This is a genomic window from Parafrankia sp. BMG5.11 (assembly GCF_004337455.1).
This window is the reverse complement of record NZ_SJXI01000024.1, coordinates 1-18981: the sequence shown is the minus strand read 5'-3', so window position 1 is coordinate 18981 and position 18981 is coordinate 1. Positions and strand designations below refer to the sequence as shown.

The 18981-nt window shown below is 72.7% G+C and carries 13 protein-coding genes; 7 read left to right on the top strand and 6 right to left on the bottom strand.

The genetic code is table 11. The annotated features are described in order from the left end of the window. Nucleotides 1-802 precede the first annotated feature (802 nt). From E0504_RS17590 to E0504_RS17580, 3 genes are all read left to right on the top strand, one after another. Nucleotides 803-1486 (top strand): class I SAM-dependent methyltransferase, encoded by a 684-nt coding sequence (locus tag E0504_RS17590; protein ID WP_112107829.1) that lies wholly within the window; start codon nt 803-805, stop codon nt 1484-1486. A gap of 614 nt (nt 1487-2100) precedes the next feature. Continuing rightward, nucleotides 2101-3336: a glycosyltransferase family 4 protein gene (locus tag E0504_RS17585; protein WP_112107830.1), complete on the top strand. Its 1236-nt coding sequence runs from the start codon at nt 2101-2103 to the stop codon at nt 3334-3336. 75 nt (nt 3337-3411) lie between these two features. Beyond that, nucleotides 3412-4371 (top strand): UDP-glucuronic acid decarboxylase family protein, encoded by a 960-nt coding sequence (locus tag E0504_RS17580; protein ID WP_071060267.1) that lies wholly within the window; start codon nt 3412-3414, stop codon nt 4369-4371. A 28-nt stretch (nt 4372-4399) separates the two neighbouring features. On the opposite strand, the gene E0504_RS17575 is transcribed toward E0504_RS17580, so the two are convergent. The 3 genes from E0504_RS17575 to E0504_RS17565 all read right to left on the bottom strand — a co-directional run bounded on the left by E0504_RS17575 (nt 4400) and on the right by E0504_RS17565 (nt 7005). Beyond that, nucleotides 4400-5335 (bottom strand): LLM class F420-dependent oxidoreductase, encoded by a 936-nt coding sequence (locus E0504_RS17575; RefSeq protein ID WP_112107832.1) that lies wholly within the window; start codon nt 5333-5335, stop codon nt 4400-4402. Between the two features lie 69 nt (nt 5336-5404). Further along, nucleotides 5405-6214, bottom strand: a complete 810-nt coding sequence (locus tag E0504_RS17570; protein WP_112107833.1) for a FadR/GntR family transcriptional regulator — start codon at nt 6212-6214, stop codon at nt 5405-5407. Nucleotides 6215-6282: 68 nt separating this feature from the next. Then, complete coding sequence (locus E0504_RS17565) at nt 6283-7005, bottom strand: Crp/Fnr family transcriptional regulator (protein ID WP_041253853.1); 723 nt, start codon at nt 7003-7005, stop codon at nt 6283-6285. Between the two features lie 314 nt (nt 7006-7319). Between E0504_RS17565 and E0504_RS17560 the strand changes: the two genes are divergently transcribed. Both E0504_RS17560 and E0504_RS17555 read left to right on the top strand, forming a co-directional pair. Further along, nucleotides 7320-8558: a hypothetical protein gene (locus tag E0504_RS17560; RefSeq protein WP_112107834.1), complete on the top strand. Its 1239-nt coding sequence runs from the start codon at nt 7320-7322 to the stop codon at nt 8556-8558. A gap of 36 nt (nt 8559-8594) precedes the next feature. After that, nucleotides 8595-11039 (top strand): cation-translocating P-type ATPase, encoded by a 2445-nt coding sequence (locus E0504_RS17555; RefSeq protein WP_131625119.1) that lies wholly within the window; start codon nt 8595-8597, stop codon nt 11037-11039. On the opposite strand, the gene E0504_RS17550 is transcribed toward E0504_RS17555, so the two are convergent. Further along, nucleotides 11031-13604, bottom strand: coding sequence for an MMPL family transporter (locus tag E0504_RS17550; protein WP_131625118.1), 2574 nt, complete (start codon nt 13602-13604; stop codon nt 11031-11033). The genes E0504_RS17555 and E0504_RS17550 overlap by 9 nt on opposite strands. A gap of 203 nt (nt 13605-13807) precedes the next feature. Here E0504_RS17550 and E0504_RS17545 point away from each other — a divergent pair, with 203 nt between their 5' ends. Continuing rightward, nucleotides 13808-14461, top strand: a complete 654-nt coding sequence (locus tag E0504_RS17545; protein WP_243657542.1) for a TetR/AcrR family transcriptional regulator — start codon at nt 13808-13810, stop codon at nt 14459-14461. A 31-nt stretch (nt 14462-14492) separates the two neighbouring features. On the opposite strand, the gene E0504_RS17540 is transcribed toward E0504_RS17545, so the two are convergent. Both E0504_RS17540 and gltX read right to left on the bottom strand, forming a co-directional pair. After that, nucleotides 14493-15542 (bottom strand): LacI family DNA-binding transcriptional regulator, encoded by a 1050-nt coding sequence (locus tag E0504_RS17540; RefSeq protein ID WP_235014354.1) that lies wholly within the window; start codon nt 15540-15542, stop codon nt 14493-14495. Nucleotides 15543-15884: 342 nt separating this feature from the next. Then, nucleotides 15885-17387, bottom strand: a complete 1503-nt coding sequence (gltX, locus tag E0504_RS17535; RefSeq protein WP_112107837.1) for a glutamate--tRNA ligase — start codon at nt 17385-17387, stop codon at nt 15885-15887. Between the two features lie 256 nt (nt 17388-17643). Between gltX and E0504_RS17530 the strand changes: the two genes are divergently transcribed. Beyond that, complete coding sequence (locus tag E0504_RS17530; protein ID WP_112107838.1) at nt 17644-18501, top strand: PaaX family transcriptional regulator C-terminal domain-containing protein; 858 nt, start codon at nt 17644-17646, stop codon at nt 18499-18501. Nucleotides 18502-18981 lie beyond the last annotated feature (480 nt).

Below are 18981 nucleotides of genomic sequence, written 5' to 3'. Positions count from 1 at the left end.
GGACAAAGGTACCGGACCTTGTTCCTAAAGCGAGATGCCACCGCGCCAGTCGCCTACCCTACGAAGATAGTCGGAGTCGACCTTAGCTGGTTCGCCGATGGGCGCCCATCGGAAAGCTTTGCGTACATCGTCGGGTGTACGGGCGACGTCACACTCGATGGATTCTTGTCCCTGTCGGAAGTGCATCCAGTCCTCGTCGTGAACCGGGATCGTGACGCGGGGGCGCGTCTGACCGCAGAGGCGACCACATTGTGTCCGGTCGTGGTGTATCGGACGGGGCCGGTGAGCGGGAACCGGACTCCGCCCAGATGGAGGAAAGCGGTGTCGACCGTCAACCATCGCCGACCTCGCGTACGGCGCGGTAGAGGAAGGCCTCCCCTGAAATCCACAGCACCCCGTGTTTCTGGCCGGCCCGGCGCAGCACGAAGCCGATGACATGGCCGACGACTGGGCGGATCAGTGGCGGTCCATGGCGGCACGGTATTGCGGTGACCTCAATGGGAGATCGGCCCGGGGTGGTAGACGCCACATCGGTCTCGGACGCCAGGGTGCCGGGCTCCAGTTCGGTGAGAACCGTCGTGGTCCAGGGGGCAACTCCCCAAGCGCAGCCCCCGACGCGTCTCGCGCCGGGAACGTGGCGATGACGGTTTTGGTGTGTGCCAACAGGTGTGGTCCGCATCGTCGAGGTTGTCGCCGCGGTGGTCGTGAGTGAGTAGCACGGCGTCGATCGGCCCGAGGTCGTCGGGCTTTCGACCTGCTCCGAGTGCTGCGTCGTTCGCCTGTTCTGACCTACACTGGTCCAATGGGTGAGACTATAATCTCATATGGTGAGATGATCTGGGATCCGGAGGCCTACGACGCGCAGCGTCGCCGGCTGGTTCCGTTCTTCGATCTGCTCTACGGCGCGGTCGGGGATCTGGTGGCTGAACTGGGTGGGGCGCAACCGGTGGTGCTGGATCTGGGCGCGGGAACCGGCCTGTTGTCTGCGGCGGTGATCGGGGTCGTGCCCGGTGCCAGGCTGCATCTGATGGACGGGTCGGGTCCGATGATCGACCGCGCGGTGTCTCGGCTCCGGGCTCATGTGGTGGGTGTGACGGTCGCCGACCTCACCGACCCGCTGCCGGTGGGTCCCTTCGCCGCGGCCGTCTCGGCGCTGGCGATCCACCATCTGGACGACGAGGCCAAGCGGAACCTGTTCCGGCGCGTCCGTTCGGTACTTGTTCCCGGTGGTCTGTTCGTGAATCTGGAACAGATTGTTGGGCCTGATGAGGAGACCACCCAGAGGTACGAGCGGATGCACGAGCGATGGGCCCGTGGCGCGGGTTCGGACGACGAGGAATGGGCGGGGGCGCTCGCGCGCATGGCCCACGATCGGTGCGCTCCGCTCGACGACCAACTCGGGTGGCTGCGGCAGGCGGGCTTCGGTTCCGTCGACTGCGCGGTCAAGACCTGGCGGTTTGCCGTGTACTCGGGGCGGGCTAGGTAGGCCTCTGGAGCCGTGAGCGGGCCGCCCGTGGCCGGGTCCGTGTGCAGTGCCTGGGCGGTGGCGGTGGCTGTGTCTGTGTCTGGGCGGTGGCCGTGGGCATGGCCGCGTCGCCGGTCCGGGTTCTGGCCCTGGCTCCGGTCACGCCCGTATTCGTATCCGCATCGCGTTCCGCTCGCGTGCGGCGGATCGGTCGGCGCCGACTGTGTCAGGTCATGCAGTGTCGGACCCGCGCGTCGAACGGGGCCCGGCTGGGGCGCTTAGTGGGGTCCGGGAACCGTCCCCGGGCCACGGTCGGGCAGCTGTTCGGAGCGGTCGGTGAGTGATCGGTTCAGGGTGGTTGCGGCAGGAATCAGGTTCGGTTCTCCCTGTGTCTGTAAGGGTGATCCGCCGTCCTCGCCGGAATGTCGGCGGGGAATTCCCTGGAACGCCCAGGCAAAGTTCTACAGCCATGTAGAGGTAAATTCCCCTCACGTGAGGGTGCTGTTGTGTCTATCGCGGCCGCATGTCGTGGCCGCATTAGGTGGTTGTGGCGGGCGGACTGCTGGTAGGCGGGGCGTCGGTACTACTATGGGCCGCCCGGAGTTACCTGGCCTGCTGGTCGCCTGGAGTTGTGCATGCGGATCGCTTTCCTATGCGAGCAGTACCCACCGATCATCTGGGATGGCGCTGGCGTCTACACGCATGACATCGCTCACGCACTGGTTCGGCGCGGCCATGAGGTTCATGTGCTGTGCACTCAGGGCCGCCGTATCCGCGACGACGTGTTCGACGGCGTTCACGTTCACCGCCGCCCGCTGTTGCGTGCGCCTGTCACTCGATACCTGGGGCCGGCCGCGAAGCTGATCAACGGCCGGGATCATCCGCGTGACTCCTTGTCGCTGCGGGCCTCACTGGCGGTGTCGTACGGCTTCTGGCTTCGGCGGAGCGGGATCAACCCGGACGTCATCGAGACACAGGACGGCGAGACACGGGGCCTGTTCACGGCTCTCGGTCGGCGTACGCCGCTGGTGATCCACCTGCACACTCCGACGATGATGGACGTCCGTCTGCGGGATCCCGAACTGAGCCGCAAGGGGGAGCTGGCCGACCGCATCGACCGCTTCTCGGCGCTGCGAGCGGACGCGCGGACTTCCCCGTCCCAGCTCCTCGTCGACACGCTGTACGAGCTCGACTGGCTGCGACCGGACACCGACGTCGACGTAATCCCGTACCCGTTCGACAACGTGCCGTTCGCGAGCGTCCCCACGGCAGAGCACACCGGACCGAACCTGGTCGTGGTCGGCCGGCTGGAGTGGCGCAAAGGGCTGGACGTGCTCGTCGAGGCCGCGTCCCGGCTACTGGCGCGGGGAGTCGAGGCCAAGCTGATCTTCGTCGGGCAGTCGTCCGGTCGGATCGAAGGCGTCGAGACCGGGGCATGGCTCGAGCGGAAGGCCGCTGATCTGGGCGTTCCGATCCGGTTCGAGGGGCATGTCTCCCGCACGGAGCTTCCGGTGCTCTACGGTGAGGGCCGGGCGGTCGTCGTGCCGAGCCGGTTCGAGAGCTTCTCTATCGCGGGCCTTGAGGGGATGGCCGCCGCTCGCCCGGTGGTCGCCACGGCGACGACCGGCGTCTCGACCTGGGTCGACCGCTGGAAGGGCGGCGCCGTCGTGCCGCCGGAGGACCCGGACGCGATGGCGGACGCTCTCGAGCCGTTCCTGACCGACCAGGACCACGCGGCCGTCGTCGGCCTGCGCGGTCGGATGGGCACCGCTGAGCTGGATCCGGCGCGCATCGCCGAGCGCCGCGAGGAGGTCTACCTCAAGGCGATCGCGCGCCATGAGGTCCGCCGGCCCGAGAGGCAGCGGGGATAGGCCACCGCCGACATCGGTGGTGGGTGTTCTTTCGTCGGTATTCGTTGAGCTGCCAGTGCTGGGGGTTTTTCGGTTATGCGTGTCGTCGTCGCGGGAGGCGCGGGCTTCCTGGGGAGCCATCTCTGTGATCGGCTGCTCCTGGATGGTGAGGAAGTTGTGTGCATCGACAACTTTCTCACCGGGCGGAAGAGCAACGTCGAGCATCTACTCGACCGGCCAGGATTCGAGCTCCTCGAGCAGGACGTCGCCGAGCGGGTCGAGGTGGCCGGGACGGTCGACGCCGTCCTGGAGTTCGCGTCACCGGCGTCGCCTCTCGACTACGCCCGGTATCCGATTGAGACCTTGAAGGCAGGCGCGCACGGCACGCTCAACACGCTCGACCTCGCCCGGGCAAAGGGCGCCCGCTTCCTGCTGGCGTCGACCTCCGAGGTCTACGGGGACCCGCTGGTGCACCCGCAGGAGGAGTCGTACTGGGGGCACGTCAACCCGATCGGCCCGCGCAGCATGTACGACGAGGCCAAGCGTTTCGCCGAGGCGCTGACCACCGCCTACCGCAACCGGCACGGGCTCGACACGGCGATCATCCGGATCTTCAACACCTACGGGCCGCGGATGCGCACCGACGACGGCCGGGCGATTCCCGCGTTCGTCTCCCAGGCCCTGCGCGGTGAGCCGGTGACCGTCGCCGGCGACGGGATGCAGACCCGCTCGGTCTGCTATGTGGACGATCTCGTCGAGGGCATCGTGCGGATGCTGCGCAGCGGCCTGCCCGGCCCGGTGAACCTCGGCAACCCGCACGAGATGACGATCATCGACACCGCGCGCCTGGTGGTCGAGCTGATCGGCTCCGACGCGCCGATCACGTTCGTGCCGCGGCCCGGCGACGACCCGATGGTCCGCCGGCCGGACATCACCCTCGCCCGTCAGCAACTCGGCTGGGAGCCGGTCGTCGACGTGCGCGACGGGCTGGTCCGGACCATCGAGTGGTTCGCGAGCGAGCTCGCCACCGAGGCGACGGGCCGGACCGGCGCGTAGCCCGGGTCTGACCCGGGTCTGACCCGGGTCAGACCCGGGGGAGGACCTCGGCGGCGAGCAACGCCACGTGGTCGAGGTCGTCCAGGTCGAGGACCTGCAGGTACACCCGGCTCGCTCCGGCGCCGTCCGGGCCGTAGACGGCGAGCTTCTCGATCACCTCGGCCGGGGTGCCGGCCAGGCCGTTCTCACGCAGCTCGTCGAGGTCACGCCCGATCCGCTCGGCGCGGTGCTTGAGCTCGGCGTCGTCCCGGCCGCAGCACACCACGAGTGCCACCGAGTAGACGAGATCATCCGGATCCCGGTCGATCGCGGCGGCGGCCTTGCGGACCAGCCCGAACTGCGCTGACACCTGTGCCGGCGGGGCGAACGCGAGGTTGAACTCGGCGGCGTGGCGCGCGGCAAGCGCCGGCGTGCGCCGCGGCCCGTGACCGCCGATGATGATCGGCGGATGCGGGCGCTGGACGGGCTTGGGCAGCGCCGGGCTGTCGGTCAGGATGTAGTGGCTGCCCTGGTGGGAGAACGTCTCGCCCGCCGGGGTACGCCACAGTCCCTCGATGATCGCGAGCTGTTCGGTCAGCCGCTCGAACCGTTCGCCGACCGGTGGGAACGGGATCCCGTAGGCGGAGTGCTCCGCGGTGAACCAGCCGGCGCCGAGACCGAGCTCAACTCGCCCGCCGCTCATCTCGTCGACCTGGGCGACGGCGATGGCGAGCGGCCCGGGCAGCCGGAAGGTCGCGCTCGTCACCAGGGTGCCCAGGCGAATCGTGGACGTCTCGCGGGCGATGCCGGCCAGCGTGACCCAGGAGTCGGTCGGGCCCGGCAGCGGGCTGCCCGGCCCCATCCGCAGGTAGTGGTCGGAGCGGAAGAAGGCGTCGAATCCGCCTTCCTCGGCCGCTTTGGCCATGGCTAGCTGGCGCGCGTAGGAGGCGCCCTGCTGGGGCTCGACGAATATCCGCAGATCCATGCCCTCAAGCCTGGCAAACCCCGGTTACCCCCTCGACTGCGGCCCCGCCGGGAGGTCTCGCTGGACGGGTCAGCGGCGGCGCACGGCAGCCGTCCGTTCGCCCGGCCCGGAGAGCTCGGTCGGGCGGGCGAACACGTCCACCGGCTCGTCCCCCTCCTTGCCGGTCGTCGGGCCCGCCTCGCCCGCGTGGGCCACCCGGGACCGCCAGTGCTCCCGGGCGCCCGCCGCGTCGCCGGCCTCGACGAGCTTGTAGAGCCGGCGGTAGTAGCGGACGGCGCGCCTGCGGTCCTCGGCGGTGGCCACCCGCCCGGACGCCTCGTGGCAGCGGACGGCCACCTCGTGGAGCAGTTGCGCGAAGATGCCCAGCGACCGGTTGCCTCCGTGCTCGGCGATCGTCGCGTGCAGGGCCGCGGCGGCGTCGAGGAAGGCGGGGCCGTCGTCGGCGTCGGCCGCCGCCTCGGCGGCCTCGACGGCCGCGCGCAGCTCGGTGAGCATCTGCGGGGTTCTGGTCTGGGCGAGGGTGTGGGCCAGGGTCGGCTCGACGAGCTCCCGCGCCTGGTGGATGTCGCTCATCGTCACGCCCTCGAGCTGCAGGAGCAGGGCGAAGGCCTTGGCGACGTGGTCGACGGTCGGACTGGTGACCCGCGGCCCGCCGTGCCGCCCGCGCAGGACGGTGACCAGGCCCTCGGCCTCCAGGATGCGCAGCGCCTCGCGCAGCGTCGTGCGGGCGATGCCGAAGATCTCCATGAGCTCGTCTTCGGTCGGGAAACGATCACCCGGCCGAAGTTCCCCTCTGGCGACCTGGACGCGAATGGACTCCGCGACGATCTCGGACGCCCGCGCGCTGCGCTGGGGCGCCCGCGGAACCTGGACCGCCATGGCGTCTCCCACCGGCGTCACGTCTGGGGCCATCAAGATATCAGCGTTGGCACAGGCGGCCTTCCTCGTCAGCTCGGGCTGCTGGCCCCGTCGGGTCGATCCTGGCGGCCGAATGCCACCCGTTCCAGGCCCTCCAGGTCCAGGACGATGACGCGGCGGTAGCCGACGTCGACGACCTTCATGTTTCGCAGCTCGGCGAGCGCACGGTTGACCGAGCGTTCGTCCGCGGCGACCAGGGCGGCGAGCTCGGGCTGGCTCAGGCCCACGGCGAGCTGGACACCGCGGTCGGAGGCCCGCCCCCACAGCGTCGCCAGCTCGATGAGAATGCGGGCGAGCCGGCCCCGGACCGAGCCGTCGACGTGCTCGACCCGGCGCCGGATCGAGTTGCGCAGCTTGTTCGCGACGGTCTCGGCGACCGCGAAGGCGGCCGGGGGATTCTGCTCGAGGAACGAGCGGAAGGCTGTCGCGCTCATCACCCGGCCGGCGACCGGCCCGGCGGCGGTGGCGGTTCCGGTGTGGGTGTCCTGGTCCATGGCGCTGATCTCGCCCAGGATGTCGCCCCGGGACCGGATGACGAGGAAGGCGAGCCGGTTCTCCTCTCCGTTCGCGGTGATCTTGACGAAGCCGTCGAGGATCAGGATCACCTCGCCGTACGGCTCGGCCTCCCGCATCAGCATCTCGCCGTGCAGGTAGTGGCGCACTCCTCCCAGGGAGAGAAGCTGCTGGCGCAGCGCCGGGTTCAGCCGCGCTGGCAGGCTGCCCGGCGGAAAAGGCCGGGAATCCTCAAGCAAAGGAACACCCTCCTTTCTCCGAGCAGTACTGCCCGGAACGTCCGACCTACCCATTGTGGTTCTCCGGCGGCCGACCGTCCTGCGTTAGTAGCGAGCCGGACACGCCGGTTCCCTTTTTGCGCTGGTCGGGGCGTTCGGCGTCTTGGTCCCGGGTGACCTCGCGCAGGTGCGCGCATGCGGCGGCCGCGGTGTCGCGGCGCTGTCCGAAGGTGTGAGAGCAGCGCCACCGACCCGCGCGAGGCGTTGACGTATACCCCCTAGGGGTATGTAACGTCTGGGTGAGTCTTATACCAGCCGGGGCGAAGGGACGGACGATGAACGCATTGACCCGCATCGGCGGCTTCGGTCTCGCGTTGGCCGTGCTCTTCGGTGTCTCCTATGTGGTCGGGACGACGATCGGGCCGTCCGAGGAGTCCAACGGTGCGGCCGAGACCGGCGCCCGTGGCCACGAGGCCTCCGCCGTGCCGGGCGGCGCGCCGGGCGTGACCAGCGGTGATCCCACCGCGGCCGGGCTCGCGATCTCCGCGGGCGGCTACACGCTCGCGCCCGACACGCTCACCTGGCCCGCCGGCCGCTCGCAGCCCTACACCTTCCGTGTCCTCGGCCCGGACGGCCGCCCGCTCACCGCCTTCACCCGGGTACACGACGCAGACCTGCATCTGATCGTCGTGCGGCGTGACCTCACCGGCTACCAGCACCTGCACCCCACCCGTGACGCCGCCGGCACGTGGAGCGTCCCGCTCCGACTGTCCGCGCCCGGCGTCTACCGCGTGTTCGCCGACTTCGCTCCGACGTCCACGCCGGGCGGCACCGACAGCGGTACTGGCACCGGCGGCGGCACGGGTACCGGCGCCGACACCGGTACCGGTGGCACCGCGGCCGGCCGCGTGGCGGACGGGGCGAGCGTTCCGGGAGTCCCGGTCGCTCCGGTCACGCCCGGCACCTTCGAGATCTCCGGCATGTCGGAGATCTCCGGGAATTCCGAGATCTTCGGGATCTCGGGTAGCTCGCCGGCCGCGTCCACGATCACGCTCGGCACGGACCTCACCGTGGGCGGCGACCTGCGCCCCGCCACGCTGCCGGCGCCGTCGCGCACCGCGACAGTGGCGGGTGGGTACACCGTGACGCTCGACGGGCGGGCCAGCCCCGACGGGATGAGCGACCTCGTCTTCTCGGTCACCCGCGCCGGACGGCCGGTCACCGATCTCGAGCCGTACCTGGGCTCGCTCGGTCATCTGGTGGTGATCCGGCAGGGTGATCTCGCCTACCTGCACGTCCACCCGGGAGAGAGCGGGGGCTCCACCGGCGGCGCCGTGGCGACGCCCGGAGGTCTCGACGGCGGCATGAGCGATCCCACGGCCAGTCCCGGGAGCGGCGATCCCGCGCTGTCGTTCATGACCGAGTTCCCGTCGGCCGGCGCCTACCGCCTCTTCCTGGACTTCAAGCACGCCGGACAGGTGCGAACCGCGGAGTTCACCATGACGGTCCCGGTGGACGGGGCCGCGCCCACACCCACGCCGACGCGGACGCCCACCTCCGCGCACACGCACTGACCCTGCCCGCGCACCCGCGTCCCCTTGGGAGAACCGATGAGCCCACCGGCCACCGACCGGCGCCAGGTGGATCTGGTGATAGGCGGGATGACCTGCGCATCCTGCGCGGCTCGTGTCGAGCGGAAGCTGAACAAGCTGGACGGCGTCACCGCCACGGTCAACTACGCCACGGAGAAGGCCAAGGTCAGCTTCCCGGCCGGCCTGCCGGCCGATCGGCTGGTAGCCCAGGTGGAGGCCGCCGGCTACACGGCGACGATCCCGCCGCCCGCGCCGTCCCGACCGGCCGCGCGAACCGGCGCCCGTGACGCGGCGAACCGCCCCGCCTCGGACCACGCCACCGGAGACCGGGCCGACGACAGCACCGCCGTGGACAGCACCGCCGCGGACGGCGTCGCCGCCGGCAGTACTGCCGGCGGTAGCGCGGCTGACGAGAGTCTCCCCGCCGACGGCCGGGTGCGCGCCCTGCGCGACCGGCTGCGTGTGGTCGTCGGGTTGACCGTCCCGGTGGTGCTCCTGGCGATGGTGCCGGCCCTGCAGTTCGACTCCTGGCAGTGGCTGTCGCTGACGCTCGCCGCGCCCGTCGTAGTGTGGGGCGGCTGGCCGATCCACCGGGCGGCGTGGACGAACCTGCGCCACGGCGCGACGACGATGGACACGCTCGTCTCGATCGGCACCCTCGCCGCCTTCGGATGGTCGCTGTACGCGCTGTTCATCGGCGACGCCGGCGAGCCCGGGATGACCCACGACTTCAGTGTCACCGTCACTCGCGGTGCCGGGGCGGACAGCATCTACCTGGAGGTGGCGGCCGGCGTCACCGCGTTCATCCTCACCGGCCGGTACCTGGAGGCCAGAGCCAGGCGCAGCGCCGGCTCCGCGCTACGCGCGCTGCTCGCCATGGGGGCGCGTGACGTCGCCGTTCTCCGCGACGGCAGGGAGGAACGAGTCGAGGTCGATCAGCTCGGCGTCGGTGACCTCTTCGTCGTCCGTCCGGGGGAGAAAATCGCCACGGACGGGGTGGTCGTAGCGGGCGCGTCAGCCGTCGACGCGTCGATGCTCACCGGAGAGTCCGTCCCGGTGGAGGTCCGTCCCGGCGACGACGTCACCGGTGCCACCCTGAACGCGGGGGGCCGGCTCGTCGTCCGCGCCACGCGGGTCGGCGCGGACACCCAGCTCGCGAGGATCGGACGTCTCGTCGAGGAGGCACAGAGCGGCAAGGCGCCGGTGCAGCGGCTCGCCGACCGGATCGCGGCCGTCTTCGTGCCGGTCGTGCTCGCGCTCTCGGCACTCACCTTCGGCTACTGGGCGGGCCGGGGGGACGGCCTGGCCGCCGCGTTCACCGCGGCCGTCGCGGTGCTGATCATCGCGTGCCCGTGCGCGCTCGGCCTCGCCACGCCGACCGCCCTGCTGGTCGGCACGGGACGCGGCGCCCAGCTCGGCCTGCTCATCCGCGGACCCGAGGTGCTGGAGTCGACCCGCCGGGTCGACACGATCGTCCTGGACAAGACCGGCACGGTGACGACCGGCGAGATGACCCTCCTGGACGTCGCCACCGCCGCCGGCGAGGACCGGGACGAGGTGCTGCGGCTCGCGGGTGCCCTGGAGAACGCCTCCGAGCACCCGGTGGGCCGCGCGATCAGCCGGGCCGCCGCCGCGGCAGCGGAGCGGTCGTCCGCGGAGCTGCCCGGCGTCACCGAGTTCGCCACCAAGGAGGGCCTCGGGGTGCGCGGACTGGTCGCCGGCCGCGCCGTGCTGGTCGGCCGTCCGAGGCTGCTGACGGGGTGCTCGCAGCCGCTGCCCACGGACCTCGCGGAGATCGCCCGCACGGCCGAGGCCGCCGGCCGCACCGCCGTCGCGGTCTCCTGGGACGGGCGCGCCCGCGGCGTGCTCACCATCGCCGACGCGGTCCGGCCGACCTCGGCCGCCGCGATCCGCGAGCTGCGGGGACTGGGCCTGCGCCCGATTCTGCTGACCGGCGACAACGCCTCCGTCGCGGCCACCGTCGCGGCGGAGGTGGGGATCGCCCCGGAGGACGTGGTCGCCGAAGTCCTGCCAGCGGAGAAGACCGAGGTCGTGCGCCGGCTGCAGGCCGGCAACCGGGTGGTGGCGATGGTCGGTGACGGGGTGAACGACGCCGCCGCGCTGGCCCAGGCGGACCTCGGTCTGGTGATGGGAACCGGCACGGACGTCGCGATCGAGGCCGGTGACCTGACTCTCGTCCGGGCCGATCTGCTCGCGGCCGTGGACGCGATCCGCCTGGCCCGGCGGACACTCGCCACCATCCAGGGCAACCTGTTCTGGGCCTTCGCCTACAACGCCGCCGCGCTGCCGCTGGCCGCGGCCGGCCTGCTCAACCCGATGCTCGCCGGGGCGGCGATGGCGGCCAGCTCGCTGTTCGTCGTCGGCAACAGCCTGCGCCTGCGTGGTTTCACCCCGCGTCCGGCCACGGCACCCGGTCCGGACCCGGCACCCGGCTCAGACTGACGCCCCGGCCCCGGCACCCGTGCCGGCCTCAGCCGAAACCGGCGTGGGCACCTCGGCGGGCCCTGGTACCGAAGCCAACGCGGGCGCCACAGCAGGCGTCGCCACCGCTGCGGACGCGGGCATCGAGGCGGGCACGGGCGTCGATGCGGGCGTGGGCACCTCGGCGGGCAGGGGAGGGGACGCCGCCGGGCCGGGCGAGGCGGCCGCGGGCAGGTGGTCGGGCAGGCGCGGCAGCCACCAGGCGGCCCGCCCGAGCAGGGACATGACCGCTGCCCCGAGCGTCAGGCGGACGACGAACGCGTCCACCGTGACACCGAACGCCAGCACGAGACCGATCGACGCGGTGATCGGGCCGGCCGGAGCGGCGAGTGCCCCGAGGACCCCGGCCATGACGCCTGTGCTGGCCGCCACGACCGCGCCTGACGCGACGACCGTGATGATCGTGCTGGCCGTGACGGCCCGGGCGGCGTCCGCGGTGCCGCGCACCACGGCCTGGCCGGGGTCGCCGGTGCGGAGGAGCTCCGCCCGGCTCCGGGCCACGAGGTGCAGCTCGTGGCTCGTGGCCAGAGCGGTCAGCAGCCCGATCACGACGATCGGCAGGACGGCTGCCACGGGCCCGCTCCGTTCCACCCCCAGGCAGCCGCCGAGCCATCCCCACTGGAACCCGGCGACCATGGCACCCAGGGCCGCCACGGCGCTGAGTCCGGCGCTCAGGACGCCCTTCAGGGGCACGAGGACACTGCGCGAGGCCATGGCGAGCACCGCGATCGCCAGCGCGGCGAGCAGGGTGAGGTAGAGCGGCAGGACCCGGGCGAGCCGCCACGAGACGTCCAGGCCGATCGCCGTCCGCCCGGTGACCCAGACGCGGGTGCCTGTCGTGACGGCGAGCGCGCCGGCCTCGGCGCGGATGCGGCGTACGAGGTCCGCCGTGCCCGGATCGCCCGGTCCGCTGACGGGGATCACGGTCATGGTCGCGAGGTCGCCGCTGGGGTCGAACCGCGGTTCGGTGGTCAGGGCGACGGCGCCCAGCGCGGCGACCGCCGTCCGTACCCGGCCGGCGGCGGCGGTGGGGTCGGCGCTGTCCGCCGCGTCCACCACGAGCAGCAGCGGGCCGTTGAAGCCGGCGCCGAAGCCCGCGGCGAGCTGGTCGTAGGCGCGGCGCTGGGTGCCCTCGGACGCGGTCGCACCGCTGTCGGGCAGCCCCAGGCGCAGGTCGGCCACCGGCGCCGCGACGGCGCCGAGGGCGGCGAGGGAGAGCAGGAGCGCCGGAATCCGTCGCCGCACGACGAACCGGCCCCACCGCTCCCCGCCGTCCCGTCCGCGGCCGGCGCGGCCGGTGGCCCGTGCGGTGACTTTGCTTCCGGCGAATCCGAGGACGGCCGGCAACAGCGTGAGCGTGCCCAGAGTGGCGATCATGATGATGCCGGCGGACGCCAGGCCGATCGTGGTCAGCGCCGGGACGCGGGCGACCGACAGCGCCGTGAGCGTGCCAGCCGTCATCAGACCCGAGAGGACCACGACCGACCCGGCGGTGGCCACCGTGTTCCCGGCCACTTCCTCGCGCCGGCGGCCCTCCGCCAGCCCGTTCCGGTACCGGGTGACGACGAGCAGCGCGCCGCCGATCGCGACGGTGAGCCCGAGCACCGCCACCGGCACCGGCACCGGCACCGGGAGCGGCGTGGCCGGGCCGGTTCCGGTTCGGCTGGTCACGACCCAGGCCGCACAGCCGCCGACCGTCACGCCGACGACCGCCGTCAGCAGCGCCAGCGCGGCCGCGACGGACGAGCCGAAGGCCACGATGAGGACACCCAGGACCGCCGCGAGCACAGCTGCCGCGAGTATGCCCGCGGCGACAGCCGGCTCAGCGGAGCCGAGGTAGCTCCGCTCGGGTACTCCGTCCAGTGCCGTCCCGCCGAACTCGACGTCGATGCCGGCGGCGCGGGCCGGACCCGCGGCGGCGAACAGGGCCGCGCGCGCCCGGGCGGTCAGCTGCGTGTCGCGGACGGTGTAGGTGACCTGCGTGTAGGCCATCCGGCCGTCGCTGGAGATCCCGCCTTCGACGGACCCGACGCCGGGGGCGCCGGGCTCGCCGTCGGCGCCGGGCCCGCTGCCGCCGAAGGGATCACCCACCCGCCCGACGAGCGGCGCCTGTCCGAGGGTGGCGAGGACGTCCTCGATCGCTTGCCGGTGGACCGGGTCGTCGAGGCGGGCCCGGGCGCCGTCGCCCGCGTCGAGGGTCAGGACCAGCCGGGCCGTCGCGGTGTCGGCACCGGTCCCCGGCAGCCGCCGCCGCAGCAGGTCCGCCGCCCGTTGCGACTCCGAGCCCGCAGCGACAAGAGTCCCTGCTGCGGTGCCGGCGGGCGTCGCGGTGCCCGCGCTGGATGTGGTCGCGGTGCCCGCGCCGGATGTGGCCGCGGTGCCTGTGCTGGGTGTGGTCGCGGTGCCCGCGCCGGGGAGTGTCGCGGTGCCCGCGCCGGCCAGCCCGAGCAGCGCCAGCCACAGCGCCAGGACGACCCGCCGGTGCCGGTGGGAGGCCTGGCCGAGCCGGTACAGGTAGGTGCCCAAGAGTCCGTCTCCTTGCGGGGTCGCCCGCGTGCGTCGCGGGTTTCACGCGGACGCCCGGCCAGACCCTCGTTTGTGGCCCCGGTGATGGCTCCTCGGCGCCGCTCGACGGTGCCCCGTACCCCCCGTACGGGGCGGTCGGCCCGGACGGACGTCCAGCGCGTGGTTCGCACGGATCTGTACGCTCGGTCCCCCGCGGGAGTGTGGTGCGCCACAATGAGGGCCCCCTGCGCGAGGTGACCGGGGCCGGACGGGAGGCGGAGATCGTGACTGCCGAGCTGGCGGAACGCCAGATTGGGCCGGGCGCCGGCCGGGAGCGCCTGCGGGCCACCGCACTGGAGCTGTTCACTGAGCGTGGTGTGAGCGCCACATCGCTCCAGATGATCGCGGACGCGATGGGCGTCACCAAGGCGGCGGTCTACCACCACTACAAGAGCAAGGACGAGATCGTCCTCGCGGTGGTGCGCCCGGCGCTCGAGCAGCTCATGGGGCTGGTGCGGCTCGCCGAGAGTCGGCGCTCCCGGGCCGCCCAGGTCGAGACGATGATCGTCGGCCTGGCCGATCTCATCATCGCCAACCGCCGCTTATACGCGCTGCTGCAGGGTGATCCGACCTGTACGGCCATCCTGCAGCGGTACCCGGAGTTCCCCACGCTGGGGGAGCGCCTCGTCGCGTTGCTCGCCGGGCCCGATCCGGATCCGGGTTCCGTCGTGGCGGCCGGCATGCTGCTGGCAGGGTTACGCGGCGCCGGCTCCGACCCCCGGGTGATGGTGCTGGACGACGAGGAGTTCCGTCGATACGTCGTCGGCTGCGCCCACCGCCTGATGCGCCCCCGCCGGCCGGCGTCCGCCACCGGCTGATCCGCGCGTGTCGGGAGGGGCCGAATCGCCATTAGGCGCGGCGGGTGCTCTCCCGCTCGACCAGTTCCACCGGCAGCACGATCTCGCGGGGCCGGGCGCCGTCGCCGACCATCTCGATGAGGAGCCGGGCGGCCTCGGCCCCCAGCCGTTCGGGATGACGCGCCACCGTCGTCAGCGACGGCTCGGTGAGTTCGCCCCAGGAGATCCCGTCGATCCCGATGATCAGCACACCGCCGGGCACCTGCCGGCCCGCGTGCCGCAACGCCCGCACCGCGCCGACGGCCTGCAGATCGTTTGAGCAGAAGATCGCGTCGATCTGTGGATCGGCGGCGAGGAGCTGGTCGGCCGCCCATCGTCCCGCCTCGATCGTGTACCGGCTGGCGATCGAGCGCCACGGCGGAAGCGAGCGTCCCGACGCCTGCAGCTCTGCGCGGAAGCCGGTGCGGCGCTCGCGGGCCGTGGTGAGGTGCTCCGGCCCGCAGATCATCGCGATCCGGCGCGCGCCGCGGGCGAGGATGTGCCCGGCGGCGAGCCGGCCGGCCGCGGCGTCGTCGGCGAAGACCCCGCCGGCGCCGGTCAGCTCCAGGCGCTCGTCGCAGGCCACCACGGCGACGCCGCTGTCGACCAGGTGCTGCAGCTGCTCGGTCTGCCCGGACGCCGAGCAGACCAGGAGCCCGTCGGCCGCCCCGGCCAGGCGGTCGAGGTAGTCGGCCTCGCGCGCGTCGTCGAGGTCGGTGTTGCCGAGGAACACCGCCCAGCCGGACGACTGGGCCACCGTCTCGACGCCGTGCGCGATCTCGGCGAAGAACGGGTTGCTCACGTCCGGGACGACGAGGCCGATGGCGTGCCGGGTCGGCGTCCGCACCGGCCGCGCGGCGTCGACCTGCCGGTACCCGAGGCGGTGGGCCGCGGCGCGAACCCGGGCGCTGGACGCTCCACTGACCGATCGCCGGCCGGCCAGCGCGTTGCTGACGGTCGACACGCTGACCCCGGCGAGCGCCGCGACCTCGCGGATCGTGGCGGGCCGCTTCACCGTCGCCTCGCGGGACGTGATGCGCTCGATGTAGCGGTCTGTAGACATCGACTCCATTAAAGGTCGATGTCGCCCGCGCGGGAGGTCGCGTCGGTCACGATGTCAGCCCGCAAGGCCCACGGCGGGTGACCACTTCCGGATCCAAGGCTCTCTTGAGCCGTTCTTAAGCATCGTTTATGGCGCCGGTGTTGTGATGACGGTGTTGTCGCGAAGGTCCCCGGTCCACCCGGCGGAGGTACCCCCCACCCTCCGACGGGTTCCTGGCCCGGGTCGTGGTCCGTCCCAACCACGACCCGGGCCCACGACGACACCGGACGGGCACGCCGCACGCTCCGGCCGCGCCGGTCAGGCCGGTGCACTCAGATTGTCGGGCTCAGGCCCGGGGCTTGCTCAGGCCGGGTTCGCCGCCGTGCCGAGGCGCTCGACCGCGGCGCGCAGCCGCCGCAGCGTCTCCTCGCGGCCGAGGATCTCCAGCGACTCGAACAGCGGCAGGCCGACCGTCCGGCCGGTGACCGCCACCCGGACGGGCGCCTGGGCCTTCCCGAGCTTCAGTCCGTGCCGCTCCCCGACCTCGATGAGCGTCTCGCGCAGGACGTCGTGGTCCCAGGCGACCTTCTCGTAGGCCTCGGCCGCCTCGGTGAGCAGGTCGAGGGCCGGGCCCTTCATGGTCTTCGCCCAGGCGGCCTCGTCGGTCGGCGCCTCGGGCAGGAACAGGAAGTCGACCATCGGGACGATCTCCGACAGCACCGCCACCCGGGACTGCGCCAGCGGTGCGACGGTGGCGAAGACCTCGGCGGAGAAGCGCTCCGGTGACCACGGCGGGGCCGGCACCGCCGTGGTCACGCCCGCGGCTCCGTCTCCCGAGCCCGCCGCGGCCGGCGCGTCCACCGCGGCGGGCACGTCGGCCGCGGGCACGAGCCACGGCTCGCACGCCGCCACGAACCCGTCCACACTCAGCGCACGGATGTACTCGCCGTTGAAGGCACGCAGCTTCTTCTCGTCGAAGAACGCGGGAGAGGGCTTCACGTCCTCGAGCCGGAACGACGCCTCGATGGTCTCGAACGGGACGATCTCCTCGTCGCCGGGCGGAGCCCAGCCGAGGAGCATCAGGTAGTTGCGCATGGCGGCGGCGAGGTACCCCTCGGCGCGGTACGACTCCAGCGCGACCTTGTCGCGCCGCTTCGAGAGCTTCTGGCGCTTCTCGTTGACGATCACCGGGACGTGGGCCCAGACCGGCGGCGGCGTGCCGAGCGCCGCCCACAGCAGCTGCTGCTTCGGAGTGTTGGACAGGTGCTCCTCGCCGCGCACGACGTGGGTGATGCCCATGTCGAGATCGTCCACGACGTTTGCGAGGAGGAAGACGGCCGAGCCGTCCGCCCGGGCGATGACGAAGTCCTCGATGGTGTCGTTCGGGAACTCCGGTGTGCCGCGGATCACATCGAGGACTACAGTGGTGCCCTTGTCGGGGGTGCGGAACCGCAGCGCGCGCCCCGGGCCGGGGCCGAGCCCGCGCTCCCGGCAGAAGCCGTCGTAGCCGTGCTGGGCGTTGCCGGTGCGGGCGGCGAGTTCGTCGCGGGTGCAGCCGCAGTAGTAGGCGCGACCGGCGGCGAACAGGCCCGCGGCCGCCTCGGCGTGCCGGCCTGCCCGCTCCGACTGGAACACCGGGCCCTCGTAGCCACCGGGGCTGATGCCCAGCCAGTCGAGCGCGCTGATGATGCCCTCGGTCCACTCCGGCCGGTTCCGCGAGGCGTCGGTGTCCTCGACGCGGAGCACGAAGTCGCCGCCGGCGCCCTTGGCCACCAGCCAGTTGAAAAGCGCCGACCGGGCCCCGCCCACGTGGAAGATGCCGGTCGGCGACGGCGCGAACCGTACGCGCACCCGTCCAGTGCTCATGGTCGCCGAGCGTACAGGTCGCCCGTCGGGAGACCGACCGACGTCACCCGGACCACAGGAGATCCGGACCGATCGCGTGGAATGTCGGTAGGGGCTCGTAAAATCGGAGAGCGTGACAGCGCCCGCGCGGCTCGCAGGTCGCGACCGTGATCCGGGTCGTGGCCGGCGCCCGACCGTCCGCCGGCCGCAGGTCGGGGCCCAAGGAGCGAATCCGGCACCTCCAACGGCCGACGTCGTCGACCTGCCCAGGGTCCAGGTGGGCGCACAGCCCCAGCACCTGCTCACCACCCTGCTCGGCGATTACTGGGCCGGCCGCCGGGAGCACGTCCCGTCGGTGGTGCTGGTCAGCCTGCTCGCGGATTTCGACGTCAGCACGGTCGGTGCCCGGGCGGCGCTGAGCCGGCTGTCGCGGCGCGGGCTGCTGGAGTCGTCCCGGATCGGCCGCAACACCTACTACGGGCTGACAGCGGAGGCCTCGGCCGCGATCCTCGCGTCGGCGAACCGGATCTTCACCTTCGGCCTGCGGCACGACCCGTGGGACGGGCGCTGGACGGTGGCGGCGTTCTCCATCCCCGAGGACCAGCGCGACGTGCGGCACGCCGTGCGCGCACGGCTGCGTTGGCTGGGCTTCGCTCCGCTCTACGACGGGATGTGGGTCACCCCGCGGTCTGCCGGTGAGGCGGCCCGCCGGGTGTTCGCCGAGTTGGGCGTCATCGCGTCGACGGTGCTGATCACGACGTCGGAGGCACGCCGCAGCGACCCCCGCCCGCCGATGGCGGCCTGGGATCTCACCGAGCTGCAGCGCACCTACGAGGAGTTCGTCCGCACCTACACCCCCCTGTTGGAACGGGTCCGCCACGGCGAGGTGCGCGGCGCGGAGGCACTGGCCGCGCGCACCGCGGTGATGGAGTCCTGGGGGCGCTTCCCGAGCCTCGACCCGGACCTTCCGATCGACCTGCTGCCCGGCCGCTGGCCGCGGCGCGAGGCCCGCACGGTCTTCGCCGAGATCTACGACGGGCTGGCCGTCCCGGCTGTGGCGCGGGTCCGGGAGCTGCTGGCGGAGGTGTCGCCGGAGCTGGCCGACCTCGTCCGGCTGCGCACGACGGTCTCCTGACCGGCCGGCCGGAGTCCCCTGGCCGGCCCGGAGTCTCCTGACCGGTTGGCCCGAGTCTCGCGGGCGGTCAGCGCGGGCCTTCTGGGCGGTCAGCCCGAGGAGTTCCGGGGCATCGGCATCGGCACCGGTCGGGTGCCCTCGAGGCCGCGGCCCGGGGCGGCGGGCGGTGTGCCGAGCAGGTCGATGACGGTGCTGGGTGGCTGGCTGGGTGTGGTGGCGATGTGGGTGCGCCAGTGGGCTTCGGCGGCGTCGGTGTCGTGGCGGGCGATGAGGTCGAGGAGGTGGGTGTGGTCGTGGTGGTTGTGGGGGGGGGGGGGGGGGGGGGGGGGGGGGGGGGGGGGGGGGGGGGGGGGGGGGGGGGGGGGGGGGGGGGGGGGGGGGGGGGGGGGGGGGGGGGGGGGGGGGGGGGGGGGGGGGGGGGGGGGGGGGGGGGTGGGGGGGGGGGGGGGGGGGGGGGGGGGGGGGGGGGGGGGTGGGGGG